Below are 13,958 nucleotides of genomic sequence, written 5' to 3' on the forward strand. Positions count from 1 at the left end.
ACAATCCCAAGCTGGCCATGCATCTGTCGATCGTCATTCCCGCTTTTAACGAAGAACAGCTGATTCTGGACTGTTTGGACTCCATCACAGTATCGGTCAGCGCCAACGCAAAACCCGGTTTTACCCATGAAGTCATTGTCGTGGACAACAATTCCAGCGACAAAACCGCGGAATTGGCCACGCAAGCAGGCGCAAAAGTGGTATTCGAGCCGGTCAATCAAATCGGCCGCGCGCGTAACACCGGTGCTGCGGCAGCTACGGGTGACTGGCTGCTGTTTGTCGATGCCGACAGCTTATTGAATCCCGGCATGGTCACCGATATTCTGCACATGATTGAAAGCGGAAAGTATGTCGGTTGCGGCAGTGTCATGCATATGCCCGGTTTGCCGTGGTGGGGTAATGCCGCGATGCGGCTGTGGACTATGTGCTCGGTCACCTTCCATTGGGCATCGGGCGCGCTGGTCGTTTGCCGTACCGATGCGTTTCGCGACGTGGGCGGCTTTAACCAGGAATTGTTCGCCGCCGATGAAATCGATCTCAGCCAACTGCTCAAGCAATGGGGCCGCAAACGCGGCTTGAAATTCACCATCTTGACCCGCCACCCGCTGGTGACTTCACCGCGCAAGGTAAAACTTTATACCGGCCGGGAAATCGCCGGGCAAATATTCAGCGTCATGTTCAGTCCACGTAAGACGCTGCAGGATAAAAAGAAACTGCCGATTTGGTACGACGGACGGCGCTAATGTAAATTGTAAGACCTGACTTCTCAAGCAGCTCCGTTTTCCATCCCGATACCTCCAAACACGACTCACCTGCCTGCTCTTAAGCTTGCGCTAATTTGCGGCGGCACCGGGCGCCCGAACATATTGGCAGCATCGAGAGCGCTCTCTGGCATCAATGAACGAATTACCTGCCTTATTTGGACCTGAACAACCCATCCTTACATCAAAGCTTGAAATGAAGTCGATCGGTTGATAAACAGCAAGAGCATTTGCATAGCTCCTTCTACGTCAATTGCGCTGGCGCCTAATCACCCGGCTTTTCCTGATCAATACCCATCTTCGTGTGTTGCAAAACCCGGTAGCAACTCAATCAACCGGGATCTCGCATTTAACTCTGGGATTGTGATTTTTCTCACAGCGCAAGACTGCTAGGTTATTTAGACTATAACCACTAGTTCAACAAGACTATAGCCAGTCTTTATTTATTCAACTAGACTACGCCCCAATTTTCAGCACTTGGCTGAAACTTTGTTGCGCTAAATTTTGAGAAAGATTTAGCCATTTTATCCACAGATAGGAGAAAGTAAGTGAAGAACAAGAACAACATTAAGCTGCAGGCAATATCAGCATTACTTATCATGCTGGCAGCGCCCGCATTTGCCAAAGACAGCCATGATCGCGATGACGATCATGATCATCACTCAAACCGCCTGCCTAATATGTTCAGCGCGGAAAATAACCATGGGAGAGATGCGACCTATAGCACAGCAGGTTTTATCGATCTGAATAACCCATTTTTCAAAAGTATCGGAACCAATGGCCGCAGCTGCGTTTCCTGCCATGCACCGAATCAAGGATGGACCATCACTCCGCAAGAAGTGAAGAAACTTTTCAACAAAACAAAAGGCTTGGATCCGCTTTTCCGTCTGGTGGATGGCGCTAACTCTCCCCTCGCGGACGTGACCACGGTTACAAAACGCCGCGCGGCTTACAGCATGCTGCTTGAAAAAGCCAATATCCGTGTGGGAATCGGTATTCCCAGCGGCGCGGAATTTGAATTGATCGAAGCCGACGATCCTTATGGCTTCGCCAGCGAAACCGAATTGTCTTTATTCCGTCGTCCGATGCCAACCACCAACCTGAAGTTTCTTAGCACCGTCATGTGGGATGGCCGCGAAACCACGCTGAAGCCAGGCTCCAGTGATTGTATTTTCGGCACATCGACTTGCTTCTCTCCGGTATCGTTTGACTTGAGCACACAAGCCAATCACGCCACACGCGGCCATGCCGAAGCGCTGCGGGATCTGACCGACGAAGAGCGCGACGCGATCGTAGCATTTGAATCCGGACTATTCACTGCGCAAATCGAAGATAATGACGCCGGTAAACTTACCGAAGAAGATGCACTCGGCGGACCTAGAGCGCTGAAAAAACAAAAGTATCACTTTGGTATTAACGATACATTAGCGGGCGACTACAAAACACGCGAACCATTTAATCCCAATGCGATGTCGCTCTATGACAGCTGGAACCGCTTCAAAACAACCAAATCCACTCATGGCACCAAAAGCGCACGCGCTGCCATTGCACGCGGACAAGCGCTATTCAACAGCAAACCGATCTTGATCAAAGGGGTAAAAGGCATTAATGATGATTTGGCTGTGAGCGTACTGCCAGGCACATGCACAACATGCCATAACACCCCGAATTCGGGCAATCACTCCACACCAATGCCGCTGGATATCGGTATTGCCGACGAATCGCGCCGTACACCGGATATGCCGCTGTACACCCTGAAAAACAAAACGACCGGTGAAATCGTCAAAACGACCGATCCAGGCCGTGCGCTGTTGACCGGCAAATGGAAGGATATTGGCCGCTTCAAAGGACCTATTCTGCGTTCGGTTGCTTCACGCCCACCTTACTTCCACGATGGCTCTGCACCGGATCTGCAATCCGTGGTTGAGTTTTACAACACCCGCTTCAGCATCGGCCTGACCGAAAGAGAAAAAGCCGATCTCGTGGCTTTCCTCGCAGCGCTGTAATGTTGAAAACCACATCCGCCGGTTAGGGGATGGAAACGGGCCAATTTATGCTTGACTGGATAAATTGGCCCTTCATCAATCTTTAATTCCCTTGCGCCGCAACCAGTATTTTTCAAATTCAATCGCTACAAACAAAATCAAACTCACTGCGGCAATACGTCCCCAAGCCGCTGCATCCAGTGCAACGGTGCCGAATAGCTGTTGCATGACGGGTAAATAAGTAAGCAGCAACTGCAATATCAATAACAAGCCCGCCGCCAACACCACATAGCGATTACCCAGCATGCCCTGGCGCGAGCACACGGAAGCGATCAAATAGCGGCAATTGAATAAGTAGACGATTTCACATAGCACCAGCACATTCACCACCACGGTGCGGCCAAGCTCAACACTCGAACCTTGCGCCAGCTCCCAGAAATACAAGGCAAAGCTGCCGCCAATCATCAAGAGCGTGACAAAAACGATACGCCACACCAGGAAGCCCGACAAAACCGGCGCATGCGGATCATGCGGCGGACGTGACATCACGTTCGTTTCGGGCCGCTCAAACGACAGAGAAATCGCCAACGTCACCGTCGTGACCATGTTGATCCATAAAATTTGCAGCGGCGTAATCGGCAACGCCATTCCAAACATGATGGCCAGCAGCACCAATCCGGCCTCACCGCCATTGGTCGGCAACACATACACCATTGTCTTACGGATGTTATCGTAGACTGTGCGGCCTTCTTCCACGGCATGCGCAATCGACGCGAAGTTATCGTCCGTCAACACCATTTCTGCCGCTTCCTTGGCCACTTCAGTACCTTTTTGTCCCATGGCCACACCGATATCGGCGCGCTTTAAGGCTGGCGCATCGTTCACACCATCGCCGGTCATGGCGACAATTTCACCGTTATTCTGTAAAGCATTCACCAGACGCAGCTTGTGCCCCGGATCGGCGCGGGCAAAAATATCCACATCCGCAGCCACCCGCCGCAATTGCGCATCGTCCATTCCGTCCAGCTCAATTCCCGTCACGCTCCGCTGACCATCACCAATGCCCAGGCTTGCGCCAATCGCAGCGGCGGTGATGCGGTGATCGCCGGTAATCATTTTGACGCGTATGCCGGCGGCATGACATTGCTGCACAGCGGCAATCGCTTCCTCGCGTGGCGGATCCATAATGCCAACCAATCCGAGCAAAGTGAATCCGGTTTTCACATCGGACATCGCCAGTGTGTGTTGCTTTACCGGCAGCACACGGCTGGCAATGGCGAGGATACGCTGCCCGTTCTCGCTTGCCTCGCGAATTCTGGCCTGCCAGAATTCGGGTTGAAGCGGGCGGTCTTCCTCTTGGCTGCGCTCCTGACTGCACATCGCCAGCACTCTTTCCGGCGCGCCTTTGACATACACCAGGCTTTGCCCGGTGTGGTCATGATGCAGTGTCGCCATAAAACGGTGCTCCGGCTCAAACGGAATCACGTCAATACGCGGCAGCTGCTCATGTTCCTGCGCAGAATCCAGCCCAGCCTTCATCGCCACGGTAATCAATGCGCCTTCGGTCGGGTCGCCGTGAATTTCCCAAGTATCATCGCCCTGCCGCAGCAGCGCGTCATTACACACCAAACCGGCGCGGCACAGTTCACGCAGACCGGCATGACCGGCGCTGGAAATTTCCGCGCCATCCCGGCTAAAACCGCCCTTTGGCGCATAGCCCGCGCCACTGACTTGCAATTCATCTCTGGCAGTGATTACGCGTTGCACGGTCATTTCATTGCGCGTCAGCGTTCCGGTTTTGTCGGTGCAGATGACTGTCACGGCGCCCAGCGTTTCGACCGCCGGGAGTCTGCGCACAATGGCGTTGCGCCGCGCCATATTCTGTACTCCCAATGCCAGCGTGATTGTCATGATGGCGGGTAATTCTTCCGGAACGGCTGCGATCGCCATGCTGACTGCCGCCATAAAAATTTCGCTGAGCGGATAGTCTTGCCATAACAATCCATACACAAACATACCGGCCGCCAGCAATAACACCACCAGCGTCAGCCAGCGAGCAAAAACCGCCATTTGCCGCAGGAGCGGCGAGGTCAGTTTATCGACTTGCGCGATCATCTGACTGATACGGCCGATTTCGGTCTGCTGGCCGGTGGCGACCACCACGCCCAATCCCTGTCCATAGACCACCAGCGTACCGGAGTAGGCCATGCAGAAGCGATCGCCGATAGCCGTCACGGCTTCAACCGCATTGATGGATTTTTCCACCGCCTGTGATTCTCCGGTCAATGCGGCTTCCTCGATACGCAGGTTTTTACAGTGGAGCAAGCGCAAATCGGCCGGCACCTTGTCGCCCGATTGCAGCAGGACAATATCACCGGGCGCCAGCTGCTCTGCCGGAATCTGTTCCCGTTGACCCGCGCGCATCACAATCGCAGAAAGCGACAGCATGCGCCGGATTGCATTGAGCGCTTTTTCCGCTTTGCCTTCTTGCACGAAACCGATGATGGCATTAATGACCACCACACCCAGAATGACACCGCTATCCACCCAGTGCCCAAGAACGGCAGTCAACACCGATGCAATCAGCAAGATATAAATCAACACATTATGAAACTGCAGTAGAAACCGCACTATGGCGCTCTTTGACTGTGGCGGCTTCAAACGGTTTGCGCCATAGCGCTCAAGCCGCCGCTGTGCTTCCGCTTGCGATAGTCCGTCACTTCCGGCATTCAGCGCATCCAGCGCTTGCTGCGGGGAGTAGGTATGCCATGCGGATGTTCCGCTGGCCTGCGATACGTGTTCATGCGGCATAAGCGTGTACCTTTGATGAAATTTATCCGGTTGCATTGCGTCCATCCCATAGCGCGGAAGCGGCAGGAATAATTTGTATTTCATTATTCAGTCCGGCTACAATGAAAACAATCTTTTTTCACTTAACACAGCAAATGGGGCTTTCTATGAAATACTCTATCATTCTGATAGCACTGACGGGTGTGTTGTTTACCGGCTTGACACAAGCTGCGGGAGGCCGGGTGCCGTTCGCACACCAAGTAATTCCCGTTCAAAATTACAGCCGCGCCACGGAACAAGTCGCCATATCAGGAATGATCAGCGATGGCGGCGTACAAGCACTGTCAGCTACCGGCTTCAAAACGGTTATTGATTTACGCACCAAGAACGAAGGAACTGCCGAAGAAAAAGGATTGGTCGACTCGGTTGGCATCGCCTATTTCAACATTCCAACGACAGTGGCCGGCATCACTAAGGAGCAAGTGGCGCAATTCACCAAAGTGTTTGAATCGGCGCAAACACCGGTACTGATTCATTGCGGATCGGGTAACCGGGCAAGCGCTATGTGGGCCAGCTACCGCATCACCAAAGGCGTCGATCCTGAAGTAGCGATTGAGGAGGCTCGTAAAAGCGGCTTGCGTCCTCCATTGGAAGAAAAACTGCGTGAAATCATGTTGAACTGAGCTTTAATCTGTCAACCGGATCAGCGCAACTTAAAAACATTCACAACGAAACACTCGCAGGAACTACAGCAGGCACTACTGTAGTTCCTGCTTTGTTGCCGGCAATCCGCAGATCGACGGATATATTCCTTGTAACATGCGGATAAAATAAGATAATTCACGGGCATTGCTGAAACCGGTATCAGCATGACCACGCGCTTCTTTTAATCGGTATGTTTCTTACAATACAAACTGAATAACGTTTCCATAATTTTGACGGCATCCTGGCTTGCCAAACTATAGTAAATGTATTTTCCGCGACGCTCCGTCGCAACCAAATTCTCTTCACGCAATACCGTCAACTGCTGCGACAAGGTGGGTTGGTGAATACCCAGCAATTCTTCCAGCTCGCCCACATTCCGGGTTCCCTTGGTCAATTCGCATAATATGAGCAGCCGGTCTTCGTTAGCCAATATTTTCAGTAAAGCGCAAGCCTCCGATGCGGATGTATGCAGCGCTGCGATATCGTTTAAGGCTGAATCTGTTTTCATGATTTATTAATTCTTTACGTTAACTTATGTTAATAAGATTAGGATAATAAAATAATATTTTATTGAGTAATTAAGATTCTAATTCATTTGCATCAAATCAGCCACGATCTTGCGTCATTTGGTAAATCCCCATCCCCAATAGCATCGCAACTAAAAACACCAGAGCATCGCTGTTGCCTGTTCCCATTAATACCAAGGCCGGTCCGGGACAAATGCCTGCAATGCCCCAGCCAATTCCGAACAAAAGGCTTCCTGAAAGCAAGCGGCTATCTATTTTAGCCACGCCAGGTATCTTCATCGGCAAGCCGAGATAGGATTGCTTACGCTTTTTAGCCAGCATGAAAGCGATAGTACCAACGGTCACTGCACCCCCCATCACCCATAACAACGTAGCATCCCAATCGCCAGCCACATCAAGAAATGCCAAAACCAGTGCCGGATTAACCATGCCTGAGGCAATGATCCCAAGACCGAAAATAATTCCAGCAATTAACGCGATAAAACTAACCATTTTGATTCTCCGATAATCAAGTTATCCAGACTAAACCGTTAAAACATGCCGCAGCAAATAAACCGCCGCGAAGCCAGTCAGCATGAACACCACCGTCGCTGCAATGGAACGCGGCGAACGGCGCGATAAGCCGCACACTCCATGACCGCTGGTACATCCGGAACCCAGACGGGTACCATAACCCACTAACAGGCCCGCAAGTGCGAGCATCACATGACTGGTTTCTATTTGTATTGGCGGCATGTCAAAAAAAAGCTTCCAGATGAGCGCCGACACGACAAGTCCAAAAATAAACGCAACACGCCAGCTGATGTCGCCTTTTTTTACCCGGTATAATCCACCCACAATTCCGGATATGCCAGCAATGCGGCCATCAAAAAATAGTAGCAAGGTCACCGCAATTCCTATGACAAAACCACCGGTCAGCGCATGCCATGGTATTAAATCAAAAGTGATAGACATGGTTGATTTCCTCCCGCTCCTGTATTTCGACCACAATACATAAATTAATGACAATATGTAATATTGTATAATTATAGATAAATGCAATATAATATGTAAGATTTTTCCTAATAATATAACAGGAGAACGTAATGAAGCCTACTATTCAAGCATTCTACGATCCGGCAACTTGGACCGTCAGTTATGTTGTTTTTGACGAATCGGGTGGAAATTGCGCCATTATTGATCCAGTTCTGGATTACGACCCCAAATCGGGCAGAACCGGCACGCATTCTGCGGACAAGTTGATTGCATTCATCCGTGAACGGCGGTTATCGGTTGAGTGGATACTGGAGACGCATGCGCATGCAGACCATTTGTCATCCGCTGATTACCTCAAACATCAAGTAGGGGGCAAAACCGGCATTGGCGATCATATTCCCGCCGTACAAAAAACATTCAAAAAAATTTTCAATCTTGGCGATGAGTTTGTTCCCGATGGCCATCATTTCGATCACCTGTTTGCTGATGGCGAGTTATTCTCGGTTGGGAATTTAACGGGTAAAGCCATCTCCGTATCCGGCCACACCCCCGCTGATTTGGCTTATCAATTCGACGATGCCGTGTTTGTCGGCGATACGCTTTTCATGCCGGACATCGGCACGGCGCGTGCGGATTTCCCGGGAGGGGATGCGCATCAGCTGTTTCATTCCATCCGGAAAATACTGGCTCTACCATCAACAACGCGGCTCTTTATGTGCCATGACTACCCTCCCGCTACGCGCACGGCTGTATGGGAGAGCACTGTGGCACAGCAACGCGCGCGCAATATTCATGTTCATGACAATATTGATGAAAATGCCTTTGTCAGCATGCGCAACCGGCGCGACGCAACCCTGGAAATGCCGAATTTACTGCTGCCTTCGATACAGGTGAATATCAGAGCGGGAAAATTGCCGCCGGTCGAGACAAATGGTGTTGCCTACTTTAAGATACCGGTCAACTTGATTTGATGTGATTTACTGTGAGTGATTAAACTCGGCAACTTTATCATCGTTTTATACCTGCACCGTGACAAAATTCCCATAGCGCTGATCAAATTTGATGGCAATAAAACGAGTTCCAACCGAAAGCCCTTTTTTCTCATGACGCTTATGCGTTACTTCAGCCACCGCCTGAAAACTGGGCGCATCAATTTTAATGACGTCATTGGAATCGAGCATCTCAGTCGTCATGAAGCGTATTCCCATTGGTGAAAGATCCTGACATGTGCCCAAGTATGATTGTCCCGGCCAGAATAGATAAAACTTAAATCTTCCACTAATATCGATCCGCCGCATGGCGCGCTGCGATGATTCCGGATTCTCATGCTGCAATAAAAGCAATGGACTCCCGCATTCGAGACAACTTTCACTTTGATATACACCGGGTTGCGGCACATTGGGGGTTTTGCAAAACGAGCAATAACGCGTGATAACTGGCCGGTACTGCTCGACAGCAAATGGTGGTGCGTTGTTTTCCCGGATAGTTAATCCGGGCAGATTACTATTGTGTTGCGCGGTTTTTCTCGCTGCACGAAACAATCCGCCCGCGAATATATCATCATATTGCTGACGCATCCTGGGGTCGGACAAAATTCGATAGGCTTCATCAAGTAGCGCGGTATCTCCGGCAGTACTCTTTTTTAATGCCTGATAGCTAGCTTTGATTGTGGCAATCGGCGCATCGGGCTGGATTTGCAGTATCCGGTAATAATTGCGTTGATTCAATCCGGATGGTTGTTCACTTCTTGCGCTGACCACTTCAATTTCCGCTGTAGAACCCAGCGCACCCTGGCTCAGGACTCGGATATGATAACGTTTCAGCAACTCACGGTCATAGGCAGCGCGCTTAACGGGATCCCGCAAGGTGTTATAAGCAATATTGAGTAAGCTGGCGTTCCAATCCGGACTATTCAGATCAGCCCGAATATTCAGCTTTTGCATCAACACCCGATAGCTCTCTGTTATCACCGCCATCGGCGCATCGGGCTGAACATGAAGAATTCGATAGAAATTACGCCGTTCGATCATTATTGTAGAATCAAAGCGCCCTACTCATCATGATGAGCAGTTCAATTATTTACAAAAACTTTAACTATAAATCTCAATAGCTTGCCGCATATTTGCAGTATACACTTATCTAGTGACGGCACCAATAAAACCACCTCAAATTTTGATGGCTCTCCGGATCCATCTACTTTTCGACATTCCAGTATCAAAAAACTACTCAAATAAAATTTCCAGCGAGGTCTTGCATTTCATCATGAATTACATATAATGAGAATCATTCTCATTATATGTAATTCTAATTAACTATGAACACCACCAACCCATCTCAAACGATCATAAGAAATTCACCCAAACCGGATTTATTAAATTTAAACACATTGATCAACAGCGATGTGCTATTCAAGAATGGCGATGTTGTACTGATACTGCATAAAGGCGAGCAATATTCGCTGCGCCGCACGCGGAATGGCAAGTTAATTCTGAACAAATAGTGGATAAAAGGCACATATCATGTATATTAATGCGTGTAATCTATTGGCACTCTTGCTAGCCGTGAATCATCATGAACCGTAAGGCTGAGTGGATGCATAATCTGGGGTAATGCCGGGGTTTCCTCTGCAAAAATGCTGGATCCAGCAAGTAATCAATACCATACAGAGCGATATCTTCTCACCCCCCGGACACATCAAGAGATACTCATCTTAGGAGCTAAAAATGAAAGGTAACGCAGATATTATTCGCTGGTTGAATCAGCAATTGCAACATGAACTAACTGCCATTAACCAATATTTTCTTCATGCACGCATGTACAAAAACTGGGGATTCAACAGTTTGGGAAAACATGAGTTTGAAGAATCGTGCGAAGAGATGAAACATGCCGATGCACTTATTGAGCGGATCTTGTTACTGGAAGGATTACCCAATTTACAGGATCTCGGTAAGTTAATGATCGGCGAGACCGCTGAAGAGTGCGTCGCATGCGATTTAAAACTTGAGTTAGCTTCGCGAAACACATTGCTCGCCGCGATAGCGGCTTGCGAATCAGTGCAAGATTATGTATCGCGCGAAGTTTTTGAACGGATTTTGGAAGATACCGAAGAACACATTGACTGGTTAGAAACTCAGCTCAATGTCATGCAAAAAATCGGTATCCATAACTGGCTGCAAAGTCAGATGTAGTTTTTCTGCCGCTGAAGTTTACCTCTTCCTTCTTCAGCGGCACATTCAGCCAGCCAGCCTGTCTCCAGGTCAGCCAGCCAATTTTTTATTCGCTGATGATTCTCAGGAGATATCACAATGAAATTTCTAAAGAAACTGGCATTGGCCAATACTTCCGGCACGATTCCTCATGACCATTTCACGACTTCAGAATCCACGGATACTTTCGTATCCTGCTGCCTGCGCAGTTTCACAAAATTGGCGCGTGCGTGGCAGCAAAGACTCGATCACGCCAATCCAAAGATTACCAGTCCCCGCAGGATATCGAATAAGAGCATCCCTGTCGTTGATTGGGCGCCGCTGGTCAAAGCAGCGTATTTGACCGAGACCAATAGAAAGTACATCCAAACGGATCATCAATATAATTCCGACTGCCAATTAGCCGGACGATCTGTTTTATGTGTTGGGGGCCGGATTAAGCTTTATCCGGAATACAACCAATTGGTAAAAAGCTGCGACGGTTGTTTTATGGGGTTCCATGGCGACTCGCACGATCATTTGGAAGATCTGCCAAAACTCCTGAGACAAGCGGATATGATCATTTGTCCGGTTGATTGTGTGAATCATGAAGCTTTCTTCACTGTAAAACATTACTGCAAGTATTCCGGTAAACCATGCATACTGCTTGCGCGCTCCGAAGTTAATACTTTTAAAGCGGGAATCGGAGTTCTGGTTGCAATGGCTGTATCAGGATAGTCACCTTTTTGCTCAGGAAATACTACCAGCAAGGTTGTGTATTCCATTGAATGAGGAATCCATTAGAATGGATATCCCACGACGTACAATCCCACTTCGATAAGGAACCATAACCAATATCCACTAAAGTTTATTTTTTTTAGGTCGTTGAAACAGCTTCATCGCTGTTAATTTATTGACTAAGCCATTAATAAATAAAACTTACCTGGAAAAAAGTTATGAAAATTCTTGTTCATTTCAAGTCTGGATTCAAGCAAACGTTCATTGTTCCCAAATGCATGCTGGCGCTCGAATTCAGAAATATGGCCAAAGATATTGGCGGCAGTATCGAAAGCATTGAATTTTCATTACCCCCCCGCCGACAATCAAATATCTCTATCGCAGAGCGCCGGCTGGGAATAGTCCGCTTACCTGAAAAACGTTAGCACACTTGCATTCTGGCGGGTCAGAATGGAATATCATCATCCATATCATCAAATCCACTCGGCGCCTTGCCTGACGAAGAAGACCGGTTAGAACTTGAGTTATCCTCTTCATGGTCAGGCGCCGGCTCAAAACTACCGCTTCCCGACCGGCTTCCCAGCATTTTCATATCACTGGCAATAATATCCGTGGTATACCGCTCCACGCCGTTCTTGTCCGTCCATTTACGGGTTTCGAGCCTGCCTTCGACATAAACCGGGCGACCTTTCTTTAAATATTCTCCGGCAATCTCAGCAAGTTTCCGGTAAAAAGTGACCCGATGCCACTCCGTTTTCTCTTGCTTTTCGCCATTTTTATCTTTCCAAGTATCCGTCGTTGCCAATGTAATATTGGTCACCGCATCACCATTTGACATGTAACGCGTTTCCGGATCTTTACCCAAATTACCGATGAGTATGACTTTATTGAGCGACGCCATTTATGTTTCCTCCCCAAGCAATTTAATCACTTTCTCTTCATCGAAGCCCTTCATATCAACTTTCAGATACGCCACTCTCTCATTGACCAGCACCAAGGCTTCATATACACCGGGTATCGCCGCGAGCTGACGTGAAAGCGCTTCCGATTGAACAATATCCATCTCGTTCACATGATACATTTTTGAGCGCACTGCCGCCGGCGCCTGCATTGTTGCAGCCAGTATCAACCATACCAGCAACAACGCCCCGCAGAACGCGTACAACGCATCGCTTCCATAGGTGCCAACCAAGTGACCGCCTACCGCAGCCCCGGCAAACGCCCCCAGAAACTGGGTACTGCTGTAAATGCCGATTGCCGTTCCTTTCGCTCCGACTGGTGCGATTTTTGAAATCAACGATGGCAAACTGGCCTCCAGCAAATTGAATGCCGTGAAAAAAACCAATAATGCAGCAGCCGTTCCCCAGATTGAATCCAAAGTAATCGCCAGTAACAGCTGCCCCATCAACAATGTCGCAACAGCCGCGATAAATACCGGTTTTAATTTGGCCTTTTTCTCGGCATAAATAATGGCTGGAACGATCAGAATGATCGACAAAATCAGAACCGGCAAGTATATCTGCCAATGATCATCCGCCGCCATACCTGCCTGGCGTAAGGTCAGCGGCACCACCAGCCACAGCGCCATCAACGCGGCATGTAACGCAAAAATGCCGTAATTCAAACGCAGCAGCTGCGTATTGCGCAATACGCTGGCAAAACTCGCCGGGGATGCTTCCGTGTCGGAATGAAAACGGCTAATCACCGGATCAGGAATGACTTTCTTCACTACAATCATGGCCAGCAGCGCCAATATGCCGGTCATGGCGAAAATCCCCGGCACACCGATCCATTGATTCAGAACCGGCGCGGCAATCAAGGAAATGGCGAACACTGTGCCGATCGTCATACCGATGGTCGCCATCGCTTTAGTACGATGCTCTTCGCGCGTAAGATCCGCCGCCAGCGCCATCACAGCCGCGGAGATGGCGCCGGCGCCTTGAATAATCCGCCCCGCTATTACCCAATAAATATCGGTGGCCATCGCTGCGATCAAGCTACCCACAGCAAACAGAATCAATCCCAGGTAGATGACGGGCTTGCGTCCGATGCGGTCGGAGAGCCAACCGAAAGGGATTTGCAGCACAGCCTGCGTGAGACCATATGCCCCTAGTGCGATGCCGACTAAGGTGTAGTTGTCTCCACCCGGCAAATCCTCAGCGTAAAAAGCAAACACCGGCAAAATGATAAACAAGCCCAGCATGCGCAAGCCATACACACCGGCTAAACCGATGGTCGCACGCAACTCCGCCGGGGACATTTTTTCAGTTGAAGAGGAAGCAGACATGAATC

15 protein-coding genes are annotated in these 13,958 nt (G+C 49.3%); 8 read left to right on the top strand and 7 right to left on the bottom strand.

The annotated features are described in order from the left end of the window. Positions 1-17: 17 nt before the first annotated feature. Together ABD07_RS06770 and ABD07_RS06775 are read left to right on the top strand one after the other, a co-directional pair. Positions 18-743 carry a glycosyltransferase gene (locus ABD07_RS06770; RefSeq protein ID WP_160817665.1) on the top strand — a complete coding sequence of 242 codons (726 nt, stop codon included), beginning with the start codon at positions 18-20 and terminating at the stop codon, positions 741-743. 566 nt (positions 744-1,309) lie between these two features. Beyond that, on the top strand, positions 1,310-2,767 hold the full coding sequence (locus ABD07_RS06775; protein WP_338040551.1) for a hypothetical protein: 1,458 nt from the start codon (positions 1,310-1,312) through the stop codon (positions 2,765-2,767). Between the two features lie 75 nt (positions 2,768-2,842). Here the strand turns inward: ABD07_RS06775 and ABD07_RS06780 are convergent, their stop codons facing one another. Next, positions 2,843-5,557, bottom strand: a complete 2,715-nt coding sequence (locus ABD07_RS06780; RefSeq protein ID WP_160817713.1) for a cation-transporting P-type ATPase — start codon at positions 5,555-5,557, stop codon at positions 2,843-2,845. Between the two features lie 146 nt (positions 5,558-5,703). Here ABD07_RS06780 and ABD07_RS06785 point away from each other — a divergent pair, with 146 nt between their 5' ends. Continuing rightward, positions 5,704-6,219 carry a protein tyrosine phosphatase family protein gene (locus tag ABD07_RS06785; RefSeq protein ID WP_160817666.1) on the top strand — a complete coding sequence of 172 codons (516 nt, stop codon included), beginning with the start codon at positions 5,704-5,706 and terminating at the stop codon, positions 6,217-6,219. Between the two features lie 203 nt (positions 6,220-6,422). Here ABD07_RS06785 and ABD07_RS06790 read toward each other — a convergent pair whose 3' ends face one another. The 3 genes from ABD07_RS06790 to ABD07_RS06800 form a co-directional block, all read right to left on the bottom strand. After that, the gene (locus tag ABD07_RS06790) at positions 6,423-6,749 is read right to left on the bottom strand and encodes an ArsR/SmtB family transcription factor (protein ID WP_108699019.1); all 327 of its coding nucleotides are present in this window, start codon (positions 6,747-6,749) and stop codon (positions 6,423-6,425) included. 97 nt (positions 6,750-6,846) lie between these two features. Next, positions 6,847-7,260: a DUF6691 family protein gene (locus ABD07_RS06795; RefSeq protein WP_160817667.1), complete on the bottom strand. Its 414-nt coding sequence runs from the start codon at positions 7,258-7,260 to the stop codon at positions 6,847-6,849. Between the two features lie 30 nt (positions 7,261-7,290). Continuing rightward, on the bottom strand, positions 7,291-7,776 hold the full coding sequence (locus tag ABD07_RS06800; RefSeq protein ID WP_420813507.1) for a YeeE/YedE family protein: 486 nt from the start codon (positions 7,774-7,776) through the stop codon (positions 7,291-7,293). Between the two features lie 77 nt (positions 7,777-7,853). On the opposite strand from ABD07_RS06800, the gene ABD07_RS06805 reads away from it, so the two are divergent. Further along, a complete protein-coding gene (locus ABD07_RS06805; RefSeq protein ID WP_160817668.1) occupies positions 7,854-8,714 on the top strand; it encodes an MBL fold metallo-hydrolase in 861 nt (286 codons plus the stop codon). 45 nt (positions 8,715-8,759) lie between these two features. Here the strand turns inward: ABD07_RS06805 and ABD07_RS06810 are convergent, their stop codons facing one another. After that, complete coding sequence (locus tag ABD07_RS06810; protein WP_160817669.1) at positions 8,760-9,773, bottom strand: J domain-containing protein; 1,014 nt, start codon at positions 9,771-9,773, stop codon at positions 8,760-8,762. A 284-nt stretch (positions 9,774-10,057) separates the two neighbouring features. Between ABD07_RS06810 and hemP the strand changes: the two genes are divergently transcribed. The 4 genes from hemP to ABD07_RS06830 all read left to right on the top strand — a co-directional run bounded on the left by hemP (position 10,058) and on the right by ABD07_RS06830 (position 12,091). Next, positions 10,058-10,243: a hemin uptake protein HemP gene (gene hemP, locus ABD07_RS06815; RefSeq protein WP_108699024.1), complete on the top strand. Its 186-nt coding sequence runs from the start codon at positions 10,058-10,060 to the stop codon at positions 10,241-10,243. A gap of 223 nt (positions 10,244-10,466) precedes the next feature. Then, positions 10,467-10,931 carry a bacterioferritin gene (gene bfr / locus ABD07_RS06820; protein WP_160817670.1) on the top strand — a complete coding sequence of 155 codons (465 nt, stop codon included), beginning with the start codon at positions 10,467-10,469 and terminating at the stop codon, positions 10,929-10,931. A gap of 117 nt (positions 10,932-11,048) precedes the next feature. Then, a complete protein-coding gene (locus ABD07_RS06825; protein WP_160817671.1) occupies positions 11,049-11,666 on the top strand; it encodes a DUF2325 domain-containing protein in 618 nt (205 codons plus the stop codon). Between the two features lie 218 nt (positions 11,667-11,884). Beyond that, positions 11,885-12,091, top strand: coding sequence for a hypothetical protein (locus ABD07_RS06830; protein WP_108699027.1), 207 nt, complete (start codon positions 11,885-11,887; stop codon positions 12,089-12,091). 20 nt (positions 12,092-12,111) lie between these two features. On the opposite strand, the gene ssb is transcribed toward ABD07_RS06830, so the two are convergent. Both ssb and ABD07_RS06840 read right to left on the bottom strand, forming a co-directional pair. After that, positions 12,112-12,567: a single-stranded DNA-binding protein gene (gene ssb / locus ABD07_RS06835; protein WP_108699028.1), complete on the bottom strand. Its 456-nt coding sequence runs from the start codon at positions 12,565-12,567 to the stop codon at positions 12,112-12,114. Beyond that, positions 12,568-13,953 carry an MFS transporter gene (locus tag ABD07_RS06840; protein WP_240142452.1) on the bottom strand — a complete coding sequence of 462 codons (1,386 nt, stop codon included), beginning with the start codon at positions 13,951-13,953 and terminating at the stop codon, positions 12,568-12,570. Positions 13,954-13,958 lie beyond the last annotated feature (5 nt).

Origin of the sequence: Nitrosomonas oligotropha, assembly GCF_009833085.1 — a bacterium.
GTDB lineage: Bacteria > Pseudomonadota > Gammaproteobacteria > Burkholderiales > Nitrosomonadaceae > Nitrosomonas > Nitrosomonas oligotropha.

What these genes read in the sequence shown, in the direction of transcription:
- ABD07_RS06770 (WP_160817665.1), top strand. Translation starts at nt 18, where the DNA reads ATGCATCTGTCGATCGTCATTCCCGCTTTTAACGAAGAACAGCTGATT.
- ABD07_RS06780 (WP_160817713.1), bottom strand. Translation starts at nt 5,557, where the DNA reads ATGCCGCATGAACACGTATCGCAGGCCAGCGGAACATCCGCATGGCAT.
- ABD07_RS06785 (WP_160817666.1), top strand. Translation starts at nt 5,704, where the DNA reads ATGAAATACTCTATCATTCTGATAGCACTGACGGGTGTGTTGTTTACC.
- ABD07_RS06790 (WP_108699019.1), bottom strand. Translation starts at nt 6,749, where the DNA reads ATGAAAACAGATTCAGCCTTAAACGATATCGCAGCGCTGCATACATCC.
- ABD07_RS06795 (WP_160817667.1), bottom strand. Translation starts at nt 7,260, where the DNA reads ATGGTTAGTTTTATCGCGTTAATTGCTGGAATTATTTTCGGTCTTGGG.
- ABD07_RS06805 (WP_160817668.1), top strand. Translation starts at nt 7,854, where the DNA reads ATGAAGCCTACTATTCAAGCATTCTACGATCCGGCAACTTGGACCGTC.
- ABD07_RS06810 (WP_160817669.1), bottom strand. Translation starts at nt 9,773, where the DNA reads ATGATCGAACGGCGTAATTTCTATCGAATTCTTCATGTTCAGCCCGAT.
- hemP (WP_108699024.1), top strand. Translation starts at nt 10,058, where the DNA reads ATGAACACCACCAACCCATCTCAAACGATCATAAGAAATTCACCCAAA.
- bfr (WP_160817670.1), top strand. Translation starts at nt 10,467, where the DNA reads ATGAAAGGTAACGCAGATATTATTCGCTGGTTGAATCAGCAATTGCAA.
- ABD07_RS06825 (WP_160817671.1), top strand. Translation starts at nt 11,049, where the DNA reads ATGAAATTTCTAAAGAAACTGGCATTGGCCAATACTTCCGGCACGATT.
- ABD07_RS06830 (WP_108699027.1), top strand. Translation starts at nt 11,885, where the DNA reads ATGAAAATTCTTGTTCATTTCAAGTCTGGATTCAAGCAAACGTTCATT.
- ssb (WP_108699028.1), bottom strand. Translation starts at nt 12,567, where the DNA reads ATGGCGTCGCTCAATAAAGTCATACTCATCGGTAATTTGGGTAAAGAT.
- ABD07_RS06840 (WP_240142452.1), bottom strand. Translation starts at nt 13,953, where the DNA reads ATGTCTGCTTCCTCTTCAACTGAAAAAATGTCCCCGGCGGAGTTGCGT.